Genomic DNA, 15,130 nt, shown 5'->3' with positions numbered 1-15,130 from the left:
GGAGCTTCCTGGAGTAGTCGGCGGGACCTTGCATTGGGCGCGCTGCCGTCGCGGCGGTTGCCGTTGTGCCCGGCCGGACGAAGATCCAGTTCCCGGCCGGGCCGCGGTTTCGAACGGAGTGTTAGGCCGGTACGGGTGAGCCGGGCAGCGGTTTGGAACTGGCCGGCTCCTGGGACATGAAGCTAGGGGGCCGGCTGGCAGCGGGGGCAAAAGTATATGTCGCGTTCCTCGGTTCCGTCAGGTGCGGCCAGGACGTCGTGTTGGACCGGTGTTCCGCATCGGCGGCAGGGTTGGCGCGTCCTGCCGTAAACCCAATAGCCGGGACGCATGGCGCGCGGACCCAACGTGCTGCGCCGTCCCGGACCCAGGTTCTCGCCAAGGAGCCGCTTGGCGTCCCTGACGATCTTCGCGAGATCAGGAACCTGGCCGACGGGGAGGGCAGGGTGGACGCCGGATAAGAAGCAAGAGTCGCAGCGGTAGATGTTGCCGATTCCGGCGAGCTTCCGTTGGTCCAGCAGGGCGTACCCCACGGGGACGTCGGGCTCTGCCAGGAGCCTCCGCAGTGCTTCCTCTTCATCCCAGTCCGGTCCCAGGAGGTCAGGACCAAGATGTCCCACGATCTTTTCTTCCTCCGCCGTGGGCACCACTTCGAGGATGCCGAGCGAGAAACCCACGGCATCGGCAACCGCCGTGCGCAGTATGCAGCGTGCTGTGTGGCCGGGCTTGGTCCAACGACCCCCCGGTTGATAGATCATCCAGTTTCCCTCCATCTTGAGGTGGGAATGGATGGTCAGTGCCCGGGGCTTCCTGCTGGCGCCGGGCTCTTCGTCAACGGGACCGACCAAGCGCATGAGCAGGTGCTTGCCCCTCGGAACCACCTCCGTCATGGTCCAACCCGCCAGGTTGAGGGTGGCGAAGCGGGGCACACGGAAGTCCGAAGCTGTGATGACCTGGCCGGCCAAGGCCTCGTTCAGCCGGGCGGCGGCCCGGAATATGGAATCGCCTTCAGGCACGGATCCGGAGTCCCTTCGGAGTTGAGTAGGCGCCTGCGGCCGCAAGGGCAACGGCAATGGGGGTTTCCAGGAGGTCGTGGCCGTTGACCTTCTCCATGAAGAGCTTGTCCACCGCTCCGCGCCGCACCACGTCCACCAACGCCTGGGCGGCAACGGCCAACACGGCCTCGTCCTGGTTGAAGGTGAGTAGAGTCTTGCCGCCGCGTTCGACGTAAAGGACAAGGGCGCCGTCGACCATCACCACCAGCGCTCCCGCTTTCCGTCCCGGACGGTGGCCCGATCCGGCGTCGACCGAGAGTGCCGGCCACGGCAGTGCGGCGCCGTAAGGATTGGCCGGATCGGTCGCGGCGAGAGCAAGTGCGACGGGTTCAGCCTTGGAGATCCGGGCATCCTCCGTGAAGGACCTCAGCCGGTCCACCGTCGCGGGCACCGCGAACTGGGCCGCGCCAAGATGTTCGATGAAATAGCCGCGCCGGCATCGGCCGGCTTCCTCGAGCCGGGCAAGCACTTTATACATAAGTCCGAAGCCGCCGATGATGTTCTCGGCCATGACCGAACCGCGGGTCACCACACCGTATCTGTCCAACAGCAGTTCGGCGGTGCCCCGGGCGTGGATGGTGGGGTCCAGTTCCGGCGCCGGCAAGGCGGACCAACGGCCCACGGCTGAAGGCGGTGCGGGAGCTATGCCGCCTGACACCGAACCGTACCGTCCGCCGGTAAGACCGGGCGAGCCCAGCAACCCCGTTCCATGCGAGCGGCCAAGCCTGCTCATCCGCGGGGTTCTTGCCCGCGGAGCTTTGGCGACTTGCCGGTGCGCTGTCTTTCCGCCCGAGATCATGGCCCGCACGGGAGCGAAGGTATCCCCGGTGACTCGTCCGGCCCACACCAAGTCCCACAGCGCGGTGACAACGGCGTCGTCACTGAGGACCGCATCCATGCCACCGGCCACTTCAGTCAGTTGCCGGAAGAAGTAGCCGCCTCCAGCACTGAAGTGTTCCAAGAGCCGCTGCTGCGCGTCGCCGGGTTCGAAGTCGGGTGCGGGATTGAGGGTCAGCTCGGCGGAATCGGCAACGTGGAGGCTGATCCACCCATCGTTGCCGGGCAGGGATCCGGCCCCCGACCACAGGAGTTCACCGGCGGCCATGAGTTCGTCGAGCATCGCCGGCTTGTAGTCAGCCACGCGGCTTGCCAACACCAGGGGTTCCCAGGCCGACGCCGGGATGGGTACTCCGGAGAGTTGATCCACGGCCGTGATGATGCCATCGAGTCCCCGCAGCGCCTGGCTTCTGGACTTGCCCGGTGCAGTCACGTTCTGCCACGCGGGGAGGAACCGGCCGTATGCTGCGGTGTCTACGGGTTCCACCTCGGCCCGCAGCGCTGCAAGGGAACGACGCCGGAGCTTCCTCAGGACCTCGGCATCGCACCATTCGCTGGACGGCGGGGCGTCCACGGTCATCAGTTCCGGTTCAATAGCCTCAGTGGGTTGCTCTGCGACAGCGTGCGGGCGGAACTCGCCTTCCACCACGCGGCCGTCTCCGGCCAGGCGCTTCAGGGCCGTGTTGACGACGGCGACGCCCAGCCCCAGCCTCGTTGCAGCCTCCGCCGCAGTGAATGGCCCGTGGGTACGGGCATAGCGGGAAACGAGGTCGCCCAGGGGATCGTTGACTGGCTCAATGAAGGCGAGCGGAACGCCCATGGGCAGCGGAACACCGATGGCATCGCGGAGCCGCGCCGCGTCCTCCACCGCGGCAAAGCGCTCGACGCCGCCGATCGTTACCTTGAGTGCGCGGTTGGCTTTCTGCAGGGCAACCAGGTGGGATCCGGCGTCGGACGCAGTGCCGTGCGGCACAGCGGGCGGGGCTTCTTCGACGTGGTCGGGATCGTCCATTGACTGGTCCAGGGTGAAGGGCTCCGGCGCGGGTTCGGCCTGCTCCGTTCCTTGCAGCCGTTCCGCGACTTCTTCGATGCTGAGCGGACCCAGAAGCCGCAGGAGGTCAGCGACGCCTTCCATGCCACGGACGCGACGGTCAGGTGCGAGCCGCTGCAACTCCATTTCGGTGGAGTCGATAACTGCCGCATCCAGGAGTTCCCGCAGTTCCACGCGACCCAGAAGTTCGTTGAGCAGCGTGGAGTCCAGGGCCAAAGCGGCAGCCCGGCGTTCGGCCAGGGGGGAGTCACCCTCATAGAGGAACTGTGCCACGTAGCCGAACAGCAGGGACTTCGCGAAGGGGGAAGGCTGCTGGGTGGTGGTCTCAACGATCCTGAGCTCACGGCGCTCCACTGATGCCGCAATGTCTTTCAACGCCGGGAGATCGTAAACATCCTGCAGGCATTCGCGCACCGTTTCGAGCACGATGGGGAAAGAAGGGTACTTCCGGGCGACATCCAGCAACTGGGCCGAGCGTTGGCGTTGTTGCCACAAGGGTTGCCGTTTTGCAGGATTCTGCCGGGGGAGGAGCAGGGCCCTGGCGGCGCATTCCCGGAACCTGGAGGCGAACAGGGCGCTCCCGCCGACTTCCGCCGTGACGATTTGTTCGAGTTCCTCGGGGTCGAAGAGGAAGAGCTCGGCTCCAGGTGGCTCATCCTCCATCATGGGCACCCGCAGGACAATGCCGTCGTCAGCGGCCATGGCCGAACCGTCCAGGCCATAGCGCTGCTGCAGCCGTTGCCCGACGGCCAGTGCCCACGGTGCGTGGACGGGCATGCCGAAGGGGCTATGGAGGACCACCCGCCAATCGCCAAGTTCGTCGTGGAAACGCTCCACCACCAGGGTGCGGTCACTGGGGACGATCTCCGTGGCTTCCTTTTGCTCCCTGAGGTATTGCAGCAGGTTGCTGGCTGCGAAGGCGTCCAGGCCACTGGCTTGGCAGCGTTCCATCGCAGGCGCTTCGTCTGCGGCAGAAAGTTCACGGATGAAAGCGCCCAGAGCCTTGCCCAAATCGACAGGGCGGCCCAGGGAATCACCCTTCCAGAAAGGGAGTTTTCCGGGCTGGCCAAACGCGGGGGACACCAAAACGCGATCGTGGGTGATGTCCTCGATCTTCCAGCTGGTGGCGCCGAGGGCGAAGACGTCACCCACCCGGGATTCGTACACCATCTCTTCGTCGAGCTCGCCAACGCGGCGTCCACCCTTCGCGGCGCGTGCAGAGGCTGTTGGTTCACTGCCATCCGCGTTGGCCGGAGACGATGAGCCTTCAACTTCGGTGCCGATGATGTAGACACCGAACAAACCGCGGTCCGGGATGGTGCCGCCGGAGGTGACTGCGAGGCGTTGGGCGCCGGGCCGGCCCTCAATGGTTCCTGCGTGCCGGTCCCAGATGATCCGTGGACGGAGTTCAGCGAATTCGTCCGAGGGGTAACGTCCGGCCAACAGATCCAGGGTTGCCTCGAACGCTGAGCGCGGAAGGCTCGCGAAAGGAGCTGAACGACGCACGGTACTGAACCAGTCCTCGACGTCGATACTGCCCAAAGCCGTGGCCGCCACCGTCTGCTGGGCCAGGATGTCCAGGGGATTGGTGGGGATGCTCAACCGCTCAATCTGGCCACTGAGCATCCTCTCCACGGTGACGCTGGTGTGCAGAAGGTCTGCCCGGTGCTTCGGGAACAGTACGCCCTCGGAGATCTCGCCCACCTGGTGTCCGGCACGTCCCACGCGCTGCAGGCCGCTGGCCACCGAAGGCGGCGACTCCACCTGGATCACAAGGTCCACGGCACCCATATCGATGCCGAGTTCCAGCGATGACGTGGCGACCACGCAGCGCAGCCTGCCGGACTTGAGGTCGTCCTCGATCATGGCGCGCTGGTCTTTGGAAACTGAGCCGTGGTGCGCGCGGGCCAGGACTGGATCCGCCCCCGTGGTACTCCCGGCCTGCGCCATCATGTGTGCCGGGGTTGCGGTGGAGGCCGGAACAGCCGGATTGGCATCAGAGGCTGCCCATTCGCTGCCACCCACGGCCATTAGCTGGCGTTCGGCGTAGATTTCGTTGAGCCGGGCCGTCAACCGCTCGGAGAGCCGGCGCGAGTTGGCAAAAACAATGGTGGATTGCTTGGACAAGACCAAGTCCACGATCTGTTCCTCCACATGCGGCCAGATCGACGCCTGCGGCTGCAGCCCGGATGCCGGGCCGGAGTCGAAGGCCCCTGCCGCCCCCTGCAGGTCGGACATGTCCTCCACAGGCACAGTGACTGTGAGGTTCCAGTTCTTCTTGGACGGTGGAGCGACGATCTCCACGGGAGCCTGGCCGGCCAGGAACTGGGCCACTAACTCGCGGGGCTGAACCGTCGCCGAGAGCCCGATTCGCTGGGCGGGCTTGGACAGCAGGGCGTCCAGCCGTTCCAACGAAACCGCCAAGTGTGCACCGCGCTTGGTCCCGGCAACTGCGTGGACTTCGTCGATGATGATGGTGTCGACTTCGCTGAGCGTTTCCCGGGCGCGGGAGGTCAGCATCAGGAAGAGGGATTCCGGGGTGGTGATGAGGATATCGGGCGGGTTGGTCAACAGCGTTCGGCGATCTGCCGCCGTCGTATCTCCCGAACGGACACCTACACTTACCAGCGGTGCCGGCAGCCCCAGGCGTTTGGCCGTTTGCGTGATGCCGATGAGTGGGGCGCGGAGGTTGCGCTCGACGTCGACGCCCAGCGCCTTGAGCGGTGAGATATAGAGGACGCGTGTTTTGGTTTTGGGGCGCTTGGCCCGCCCTTTGCCGTTCGCGGGCACGGTCTCCAGCCCCGGAAGCGTGTCAGTGGGAGCGGAGTGCAGTCTGTCCAGTGCCCACAGGAAGGCCGCGAGGGTTTTACCGGAGCCTGTCGGCGCAACTACCAAGGCGTGGGAACCCGATGAGATCGCGTTCCAGGCGCCGTCCTGCGCGGGAGTGGGCTCGGAAAAAGCGCCGAGGAACCATTCCCTGGTTGCCTGGCTGAAACGGCTGATGGCGCCAACGGACGTCTGCGGCTCCTGCATTTATCCATCATGCCCCACGGCTCCGACAGAATAAGCCGGAACCGTGGGGAGGTGGTCAAACAGCCTGGAAGGCAGTGATGGTCAGCAGCTTGATGCCGGCATTGCTGCACGCATCGTGCTGCTCGGCGACGAACAGCGAGGCCGTGTCATTCGGCGGGTAGATGCGAAGCCCGGCCGCAGGAACCTTGGTGCAGTCACCGTAGTTGCCGGCTTGTGTGTACCGGATTTCGGCCCAGGCCGACTTGCCCGGGGCAAGCTCGATCTTGGTGACAGGGGTGGTGGTTTCGCGGATTGCCGGTTCACCGATCGGGTCCCCGTTGGCGTCTGCCGTCAGGGATACGCCGGCGAAACCTTCAACAATGCATGGGGCCGTTCCGGAGTTCGTGAGGATCAGCTTCTCGTAGATACTGCCCGCTGCTCCGCCACCGGTCGCGTCCGTCGCCGCTGTCAGCGTCGCTGCCTTGCACGCTCCAACCGCTGCCGGTGGGGCCGGGGTGGTCGTTTCCGAAGGGGACTGCGATGGTGTCGTCGTTGCCGTCGCAGAAGGTGAGCTCGACATCGAGGACGCGGACGGGGTGGAAGAGGTTGGCGGGGCACTGCTCGAGTCCGCAGGGCTGGGGCTTGGCCCACAAGCCGCCAGGAGCAGCAGCGAGGCGGCCGCCGTCGTCGTCACAAGACCGGTTTTGATGCGCTGAGTCCACATGGGCACCAGCCTTGCTTCGGCGGTGGCGCTAGTCAATTCAGCCACGGGTTACAGAGCGGATTGGCGCCCGGATCGTGATCTTCCGGGCGCCACCCGCGCTGGTTACTGGCGACTTACTTGGCGTCGACCTTCACAGCGGCAGGCTTGGCCGAACGGCTGCGGAAGAACGCTGCGCCACCAAGTCCCAGGCCTGCAATGCCTGCGATCAGGCCGGCCCAGCTCCGGGCCTGCGAGCCGTCGTCCGTGACGGCTGCTGCCTGCTCCGTGGAAACCGTGGATGCCGAGTGGTGGTCCCCTGCTGCGTCGGCCGGAGTGATGGCGATCGCCGGTGCCGGCGACTTCAGGTCGTCCTCGCTCTGGCCGTCCTTGGGGATCTCGATCCAGTCCGTCTTGCCCGTTTCGCAGGTCTGGTACGTGGGGAAATAGATGGTCTTGCCAGCTGCGTCCGGCAGTTTGACCGAGAGGACCAGGGCGTCGCGCATGTGCGGATCCAGCGGGGCCTTTGCCGTGTAGACGATCTGGCTGGTCCGCTTGGTGATGGACGTGCCGTCGTCCAGCTTCTTGGGCTCGGCGAGGTTTTCCGTCACCTTCTCCACGGTCCAGTTCGGGTTCACGGTTGGGGTAGCGTCCGTCAGTTCCTCGGGAAGGTTGATGGCCACCTTTGTGGTGCCCGACGTGCCGCAACCATGCGGAACGCTGAAGGTCAGCAGCGCGTAGGAGTTCGCTGCCGTCTTGTTCGGATCAACGGAAACGTGCGCGGATGCGCCGGCGATTCCGGCCATCATCAGGGCGGCGGTTCCACCGGCAACGGCGGTGGCTGAGAGGGTACGGCGGAGGGCGGACTTGTTCATGGGAATTGCCTTTCGGGTGCGCCTGGAGGCGGCGCTGGGGTACGGGTCTGGGAGCCCGTCACCGTGCAAAGGCTCTTGCTCGCTTTAAAGCGCTGGTGCTTTGCGGCTTGGCGCTTTGCAGCTTTGGTGCCGGGCGGAACTAGGAAGTTACGACGACGGCGGGCGGGCCGCGGCGGCTGTCTTGCCTAAGGTTCCGCCAAGGGCGGGGGATAAAAACGTCAGGTGCGCCAACGGCGACAGGCGACGCGCCGGCGTCGGGCCTGAACAGCAGCGTGGGCAGGGAAACCAGCGGGCGCAGCCACGCGGCCAGCTGCCACAGCGCGTCCTCGCCCTTGGCCAGGACGATGGCGGATCCGACCGTGGCCGCGATGTGCGCGATGAGCATGAGGACGCCCAACGTGGTGCCCAGTTCATGGAGGTGCGCTGCCGGATCCAAGGAAGGCAGCGGCACGGTCTCCAGGTGGTGCGTGCCGTTGGGAGCCGCGCCACCAACCGGCGCCAAAGCGGTAAATGCCTCGTGGAGCAGCACCTGGCTGGATCCCAGAAGAGCGGCCATCGCCACGAAAGAGAGTTTGAAACGGGTTGCCAAGGTGGAGGCCAAGGCCGTCAATGCAAGCAGTGCCAGGAGCACGGGCGCTGTTGGCAGCAATCCACCGCCGACGACGTGGGCACCGGCTGCAAGGGCCACAATGACCAAGGCGATGGCGCCGGACCGCAAGGCGTGGAAGGGTGCCCGGGGCTGTGAAGTGCGCACGGGTCCTCCCTTATCTCTTGCGTTGGCTGTTAACGGCTTCGATTCTATCGGGAGTTCGTTGCAGGGTTGGCCCCGGATGGGTTGGCTGCCGCCTCTTGTGTGGCCGCGGCCGACCGCCCTGCCATCGCGCTGGCTGCAATGGTGATGAGCGCGCCCAAAACCATCGCTGCGCCTTCCCCCGGTTGAAGAAGGTGCAACTGCGAGCCGATGGTCACCGCTGCCACGGGAACGCCCAGTTGGGACGCCGAGAGAATGGCCAACGGCAATGGCTGGCCGAGGACACGCATGGCGGCATGGACCAAGAGGGTGCCCGCGCCAAGGCAAAGGCCCAGAAGGATCATCTGGGGGTTCGATGCGAGGTCGTTCAGGTTCAAGGAAGCGCCGAGCCATACAAAGAAGACGGGTCCAAGAAAACCGTCGCTCACCGCGAACAACTGATGGGCAAGCCGCCGTGGTTCACCCACTGCTGCAACGACAAGGCCAAAGGAGAAACCAGCCAGCATCACTGAAACGTGCCCCAGGACGGCCAAGCCTGCCAAGGCAAACAACAAAGTCAACTGGATCCGTAGCTCCAGGGCAAACTTCCGGTCCTCGGAAACGTCGTGCAGGCGGCCGCGTGTGCCGCTGCGTTCCAAAGCGCGGAGGACGAAGAACAAGACCACGGCACACAGGGCCACGACGGCGGCGCCCAAGGCTGCGCGTCCGGCATTGGGCGGGTCGACGGCCAGGGGGAGTGCTACGATGCAGGCGATGTCGGCTATGGCCACCTGGGCAGTCATGGTCAGGACCTTGGGGCCGCCGAGGTTCAGGGAGTCCACGATCGGCAGCACCAAAGCAGCCGAGGACGAGGCCAGCAACACGATGTACAGCGGCGCATGGCCCGTTCCGAAAATGGCTCCTATTCCAAAGCCCGTGGCGACGGCCAGCAACGCCGCAGCCCCGGCCTTGGCCGCGCCGCCGCCCAAGGCTTCCCGGATCGACTTGTCCCGCACAGGCACGTGCGTGCCGGCAACGAACATGATCAACGCGAAGCCAACATCGGCCATTAAGTTAAACGCCGGGTCCGCTGGGTCCACCAAGTGGAGGCCCGTCCGGCCGATCAGGATGCCCGCCAGCAGCTGGCCCAGGACCACGGGCAAATGCCATTTCCGGGGCAACGCCAGCAGCGGCCCCAGGAGGGCTACCGCCGAGATCAGGGCGAGCTGGAGGAACGTCACCTGTTTGGTTCACGGTGGCGCGTAAAGGTGGGGGCCGGCGGGGGAGGAACGTGCGCCGCGCCGGTAGTTGATCGACGACGGCGGAGCTCAAGTTTCAGGCTTTCCTCACCTCGGGCCATGGCCCAGTGATGGTTCGCCGAGAACGCCGGTTTGAGGAGCCAACTGAGCCTGCGGAGGAGGGGCTTGGCTGTACTGACGCGCCAGTCGTACGTGATGACTGTCTCGGGCCCGTCCGTTTCGAAGGTCCAGCGTCCCGTGCCGTTGAGATCACCCTTTGCCGTGAGCGCGAAGCCGTCCAGGGTCACCGGTTCCGTGACAGTGAGCCGCCATTTGAGTGTGTAGGGGAGCCAGCCCTTCGTGAAGAGGTCGAAGGAGCTTCCGGTGCCGTCGGAGTTGCCTTGGCTTACGGGTTTCACGTCGAGATACACCGACGGCCACCACTGTTTCAGGGTCCGGGCATCCCCGAGGACGTCCACCACTTCCTCACGCGTCCCCGGAACGCGCCAGACGGTAACGAATTCGTAGTCGGTGCTTTTGCCTGTCTTGCTGGTTGACCCGGCCATTGTTGCCTCCACCGTAGCTGCGGTTCCGAGGGTGTCTTTGTGGCATCCGTGATTAATGTACCGCCGGGTGGCGCGAGGGGTTAGGCCTCGACCCTTTGGACTTCTGCGGGCGCCGGGTTAGCCAACAGGCGTCCCATTGCTCGCCACAAGCCTGCCGTATTCCTTGGCGTCCAAAATGAGTTCATCCTCAGAGGGGTTGAGCATCATGCCATAAACAGCGTGGACACCTTGATAGTCGAATTGGCAGAATTCCAGTGTCTGGCGGACGGGAGCGAGGTACTCGTCAAGGCTTCGTCGGGCAACGCCTTCTGTGGTGTAAGTGTCCAGGCTACTGCCGACCGAGACGGCCAGCCAGGCTTTCTTGCCGCGTAGCTCAGAGGCCGAGCCGTCCAAGGTGAAGGCGAAACCATAATTCAGCACAACATCGAACCATGACTTCACTAAAGGGGTCACGCTGTACCAGCACAGTGGGAACTGGAGAATGACGGTATCGTGCTCGCGCAGCAATTGCTGCTCTCGCGCTACATCGATGCCAAAATCAGGGTAGTTCTGATAGAGGTCGTGCACGGTGACATTGCCCAAGTTTTCGATTTCGGCGATCCGGGCGGCATTGGCACGTGAGTCCGCAAGATTAGGGTGGCCAACAATGATGAGGGTGCGATCGGTAGTCATTAAGAATTCCATTTCTGATGTAGGACGCCAACATGTGCGCGTCCTTGCTGTCAACAATTACAAGTAGTTTGCTGCCGTAACCCGCAGCTACGTCTCCAGTTAAGTCAGGCGCCGACCTGTGGGGCGGTCGCAGCGCAGAATTGACCGGCTTATTCCACCGACAACGCTTCCGGTGGGGGATATTCACGCCGATGGCCGGTCCGGGTGTTCAATGACATGCGGGAGCCAAGGGTCCAGGACGCCCCGTCAAGCCCTGTTAGAGTGCTGAAGACTCAGCAAGCATTTTCTATTCGCGGGAACACTCACGCCCCTGAGGCGCTCCCACCTTAAGATCCAGGAAACCGGGTGTTCCATACTTTGCTGAGCGTCCCTGGCCGCAAGCGGCCTGCCGCCGTAGTTCCGGAGGCTGTCGTCTCCAAAATCGATGAGTTGGACCATTGCATTGTCCATGCGCTACGTATTGACGGTCGGGTGCCATTCAGCCGGATTGCTGAAGTTCTGGACGTTTCCACACAGACCGTGTCGCGTCGATTCCGGCGGCTGACAGGCGAGGTGTCGCTTCGCGTTGTTGGGGTGGTGAATCCACAGCGATCTTCACGGGAGAAATGGATCCTGCGACTCTCCACCCGCCCTAACACCGCACAGAGTGTGGCGGAGAGCCTTGCTCGGCGTGAAGACACCACATGGGTGCGCCGCGTGTCCGGGGGACACGAAATCTGCCTTGTCACGGTCACGAACTCCGTCGCCCACCACTCGCTGCTGTTCGGAGATATCCCTAGAGCAGCCAGCATTACCGACGTGTCTGCGCACCGCTTGCTTCATACCTATCTGGGCGGTCCCACTGCATGGCAGGGTCATACTACCGCTCTTACGAACAAGCAGCGCGAGCAACTCCACCAGGTATTCGACCCGCCACATGGCACGGACGAACAGGAAACCCTAACGTCCCTAACGCCGACAGACTGGGACATGCTGTCCAGCTTGCAGCGTAACGGGCGCATCAGCAGCGCCGACCTCGCCGACGAAACCGGCCTGTCGCCGTCGACCGTTGCGCGCCGGCTCGCTGCCCTGCGGGCCGGCGGTGTACTGACTTTCGACGTCGAGATTGATGCGGAAGCGTACGGCATCACAACGCAGGCCCTGCTGTGGATGTCAGTGGCACCCGCCCAGCTGAACCGGGTAGCCAGTACATTGATTCAACACAAGGAAGTGGCCTATGTGGGCTCGACCACTGGCCCGACCAACTTGTTGGCCCTGGTCCTGTGCAGGACCCCCGCTGAACTGCACGAATATCTGGCGAATGGTCTCAGTTCACTCGAATCCATCCAGACGCTCGAGACGAGTCCGGTCCAGAAAACCCTGAAAAGGGGTAGTCCGCTCCTTCGCGTCATCCCGGATGGTGGTGTCGCTCCACATAGGGGTGGCCCTCGACGTCCAGTGTCCCGTCAACAGTAGGTTTGGCAATCGTGTATATAGGTCATTACGCCGCGGCAGCGGTCATTCTGGCGGTCGCCCCTGAGGCGCCTGTCCTTCCCATCGCCGTTGCAGTCGCATGGCCGGATATCGTTTGGCCCGCGCTGGTCTTCGCAGGCAAGGAGTCGGTGCACGTGGACCGTGATGACCCGTTGCAATCCCGGGTTAAGTTCACTTCTTACCCGTACTCTCATTCATTGGTCCTCGGGAGTGTAATAAGTCTCGTGCCGGCATTGTTGGCTGGCGCGATCTACCAGAGCGTCTTTGTCGGAGCACTCTTCTGGATCGGTGTGTTGTCCCACTGGCTTTTGGACGCTGTGGTTCATCTCCGCGACCTCCCTGTCCTTGGCTGGGGGAGCGATGATCGCCGTGTTGGGCTCGGTTTGTGGGCAAGGCCGCGTCTGGCGTTTGCCCTGGAATATACGTTCTTTGCAGTGACCGTTCTATTGGTGGCGCCTCAAACGATGTTCGTCGGGCTGCTGGGCGGTGGACTGTTGCTTCACCTGTTCAATATCAATTCTTTCTTCGGCTTTACCAAGAAGAACCCAGTCGGAACACCGAAGCGGTTCGCCACACTGGCCTTGGTGGGCTACATCTTCGCGATCATCTGGTTCATGATGTCTTGGCGATAGCAGAATTGATTTTGTTATGCGCCCGTCCACCCGTACGGAGGCCATTGTCTGCCGATCCATCTCCTGCCACGACTTTCCTCGGCTCAAGTGTGATTGCTGCTGGCGCCGAGGGGTTAGATCTCGGCCCTTTCCCTTCGCGAAAGCGATGAGATCTAACCCCTCGACGCCAGCAGATGCTTATCAAACCTGTCATCTGCCTATCGCAGGGCGTGCTGAAATCTTCGGAGCGGCGATGCGACCGTCGAGCTTACCCGCCGGAGTTCTCCCGCGATGTGATGCCGAAGGGCGGAGACTGGAGCTCAGTGAAGTTTCCGACGCTTGCCCGCACCGTGCACTGTGGCGTGATCTGAAGGGCCGTCACGGTGAGTCCTGAGCTGTCCACTGCCAGAGAACCGCCGCAGCCGTCGGCGAACCGCACCCCCTTCTCGCCGCCGGTTACAGCGGAGAGCATTTGCGATGGTTTGCCCGATGCAGGACTGACGTAGAGCGGATTGAGTTCATCGGCTCCGCCGGCCCACACCGGAACCAGAGTAATTTTCAGGGGGCTGGGCGTCACCACCCGGGCAGGGGTCCGCACTTCTACGCCCTTCAGGCGTTGGACGGGGTACGCGGTACCTTTGACAGCAGGATCCTGAGTGGCTGCCGTTGTTGCCCCGGACGCGGCGCGCAGCCAAGCGTCCATTGCCTTCTGGTCTGCGGGTGCCACCGGCACCTTGGCGGTCAGCTGCACTGATCCTCCAGCGGGAATCTCTACCCCGGAAAGCTTCCAGCCGCAGGCAACATCCACACCGGTGATCGAGGCCTGGTTACGGCTCACGGTGCCACCATTCCACGTCACAGCCGGGCATGATTCTCCATCAGAAAGCCCCGGGATGACCTCCAGGAACTCACCGGCCAGCGGCGCTTTCTGTGCCGCGTAGGACACCGTCAAACGGACCTGTCCGGACGACGGCTCGTACGCAGCACTACGGGAAATGGTGAGTCCTGTCGGTAGGGCCGGGTCTTGCAACTGCGCTGACAATTGCTGTCCGGGAGGCGTGGGTGCGGCCTGCTGGGTGGCGGGGGACAGGAGAACGAAGCCCACCACCATCGCCACGATCAGTAAGACGGCGCCACCGGCAAGGAGCAGCGCTTTGCGGGTCCGCCAAAAGGGAGTCGCAGTCGCATCCTTCTCCTGGGGCCGCTCCTCTGCAGGCCGCCGCATTTCGCGGCGTGGCATAGGGCGGGCAATGGTGGCGCTGCCGGCCTGGCCGAGGTCCGGAAGCACCGCGTCGACGCCGGGAGGTGGGGCCGCCGCAAAGGCTGCGAGTTCGTCATCGGTAAAGGCGCCACGAACCACAGTGGCGGGGCGTTCTACGTCGTCGAAATCTTCCGGGGCTTCGGCCCGGGCGATCGGGCGGCTGCCGGCAAGATTGGGTGCCAGCCGCCGGAGCGTCGAGGCAGCCTCAGGCGCAGTTGGGCGGGAAGCCGGATCCTTGGACAACAGTTGGTCGAGGATGTCCCACAGTGTGTCGTCTACTGGAATCCGTGGCGGACGTGCGGAAACATGGCGGTAGGCGATGCTGAAGTCCGTGCCAGGACCAGCGAATGGAGTCCGTCCGGCAAGGAGCTCGTACAGCAGGACGCCGGCGGAGTAGATGTCGCCGGAAGGTCCGGATCGGCCTTGGCTGATGAGCTCGGGCGGCATGTACTGCGGTGTGCCGATGAGGCCGGTGGTCTGGCGGATTTTCTCACCCACGACGTCGGAAATTCCGAAGTCGGAGACCCTGACGTCCCCGGTTTCACGCTCGGACCAGGGACGGGCGAGAAGCACATTGTCCGGCTTGATATCCCGGTGGGTTACACCTCGCGAATGGGCGAACGCGAGGGCGTCGAAGATTTCAGCGGCAACTTTTACGGCATCTTCGGGCGCCAGCGGTCCGGCCTCCTTGACCATGTCACGCAACGAGCCGCCGGCGACGTAGTCCATGACGATGGCGAGCCGTTCACCCTCAACCACCATGTCCCGTACGGTGACGATGTGGGAGTCCTGCAACGCCAACAGCACGGATCGCTCGCGGACGAACCTCTCCACCAAGGACGGATCATCGGCATGCTCCGGACGCAGCACTTTGGCCGCCAACGTCCGGCCGTCCGTCGACGTGACGGTCCAGACCTCGCCGACAGCGCCGGAACCCACACGTTCGCCGAATCGGTAAGACGCCCCCAGCGCCTGCCCCGTCTGTGCCAATTGCATGTCCGTATTCTCCAAAGCTATTGATCTGATTCCCGCGAGGCCATCCAAGGCAGGGC

11 protein-coding genes are annotated in these 15,130 nt (G+C 63.9%); 2 read left to right on the top strand and 9 right to left on the bottom strand.

What is annotated here, in order from left to right; translation table 11 throughout:
- Positions 1-182: 182 nt before the first annotated feature.
- From PJL15_RS01970 to PJL15_RS01935, 8 genes are all read right to left on the bottom strand, one after another.
- Positions 183-1,013, bottom strand: coding sequence for a DNA-formamidopyrimidine glycosylase family protein (locus tag PJL15_RS01970; protein ID WP_281449529.1), 831 nt, complete (start codon positions 1,011-1,013; stop codon positions 183-185).
- Entirely contained in the window at positions 1,006-5,973 is a 4,968-nt protein-coding gene (locus tag PJL15_RS01965; protein ID WP_281449528.1) for an Lhr family ATP-dependent helicase, read from the bottom strand. Before PJL15_RS01965 ends, PJL15_RS01970 begins: the two co-directional genes overlap by 8 nt.
- 55 nt (positions 5,974-6,028) lie before the next feature.
- Complete coding sequence (locus tag PJL15_RS01960; RefSeq protein WP_281449630.1) at positions 6,029-6,676, bottom strand: DUF4232 domain-containing protein; 648 nt, start codon at positions 6,674-6,676, stop codon at positions 6,029-6,031.
- A 113-nt stretch (positions 6,677-6,789) separates the two neighbouring features.
- A complete protein-coding gene (locus PJL15_RS01955; RefSeq protein ID WP_281449527.1) occupies positions 6,790-7,527 on the bottom strand; it encodes a YcnI family copper-binding membrane protein in 738 nt (245 codons plus the stop codon).
- 139 nt (positions 7,528-7,666) lie between these two features.
- Positions 7,667-8,281, bottom strand: a complete 615-nt coding sequence (locus PJL15_RS01950; RefSeq protein WP_281449526.1) for a hypothetical protein — start codon at positions 8,279-8,281, stop codon at positions 7,667-7,669.
- A gap of 44 nt (positions 8,282-8,325) precedes the next feature.
- On the bottom strand, positions 8,326-9,498 hold the full coding sequence (locus PJL15_RS01945) for a cation:proton antiporter (RefSeq protein WP_281449525.1): 1,173 nt from the start codon (positions 9,496-9,498) through the stop codon (positions 8,326-8,328).
- Positions 9,495-10,061 carry an SRPBCC family protein gene (locus PJL15_RS01940; protein WP_281449524.1) on the bottom strand — a complete coding sequence of 189 codons (567 nt, stop codon included), beginning with the start codon at positions 10,059-10,061 and terminating at the stop codon, positions 9,495-9,497. Before PJL15_RS01940 ends, PJL15_RS01945 begins: the two co-directional genes overlap by 4 nt.
- Before the next feature lie 117 nt (positions 10,062-10,178).
- Positions 10,179-10,733, bottom strand: coding sequence for an NAD(P)H-dependent oxidoreductase (locus tag PJL15_RS01935; protein ID WP_281449523.1), 555 nt, complete (start codon positions 10,731-10,733; stop codon positions 10,179-10,181).
- A gap of 345 nt (positions 10,734-11,078) precedes the next feature.
- Between PJL15_RS01935 and PJL15_RS01930 the strand changes: the two genes are divergently transcribed.
- Both PJL15_RS01930 and PJL15_RS01925 read left to right on the top strand, forming a co-directional pair.
- Positions 11,079-12,188, top strand: coding sequence for an Lrp/AsnC family transcriptional regulator (locus PJL15_RS01930; protein ID WP_281449522.1), 1,110 nt, complete (start codon positions 11,079-11,081; stop codon positions 12,186-12,188).
- Between the two features lie 11 nt (positions 12,189-12,199).
- A complete protein-coding gene (locus PJL15_RS01925) occupies positions 12,200-12,838 on the top strand; it encodes a hypothetical protein (RefSeq protein WP_281449521.1) in 639 nt (212 codons plus the stop codon).
- Between the two features lie 247 nt (positions 12,839-13,085).
- Here the strand turns inward: PJL15_RS01925 and PJL15_RS01920 are convergent, their stop codons facing one another.
- On the bottom strand, positions 13,086-15,074 hold the full coding sequence (locus PJL15_RS01920; protein WP_281449520.1) for a serine/threonine-protein kinase: 1,989 nt from the start codon (positions 15,072-15,074) through the stop codon (positions 13,086-13,088).
- Positions 15,075-15,130 lie beyond the last annotated feature (56 nt).

This window comes from Paenarthrobacter nitroguajacolicus, from assembly GCF_029952445.1.
Lineage (GTDB): Bacteria > Actinomycetota > Actinomycetes > Actinomycetales > Micrococcaceae > Arthrobacter > Arthrobacter nitroguajacolicus_B.
The sequence above is the reverse complement of the archived record's forward strand: the minus strand, read 5'-3'. Positions and strand labels throughout refer to the sequence as shown.

Excerpts from the sequence above, each read along its gene's own strand:
- PJL15_RS01965 (WP_281449528.1), bottom strand. The coding sequence starts at position 5,973 with ATGCAGGAGCCGCAGACGTCCGTTGGCGCCATCAGCCGTTTCAGCCAG.
- PJL15_RS01960 (WP_281449630.1), bottom strand. The coding sequence starts at position 6,676 with ATGTGGACTCAGCGCATCAAAACCGGTCTTGTGACGACGACGGCGGCC.
- PJL15_RS01955 (WP_281449527.1), bottom strand. The coding sequence starts at position 7,527 with ATGAACAAGTCCGCCCTCCGCCGTACCCTCTCAGCCACCGCCGTTGCC.
- PJL15_RS01940 (WP_281449524.1), bottom strand. The coding sequence starts at position 10,061 with ATGGCCGGGTCAACCAGCAAGACAGGCAAAAGCACCGACTACGAATTC.
- PJL15_RS01935 (WP_281449523.1), bottom strand. The coding sequence starts at position 10,733 with ATGACTACCGATCGCACCCTCATCATTGTTGGCCACCCTAATCTTGCG.
- PJL15_RS01920 (WP_281449520.1), bottom strand. The coding sequence starts at position 15,074 with ATGCAATTGGCACAGACGGGGCAGGCGCTGGGGGCGTCTTACCGATTC.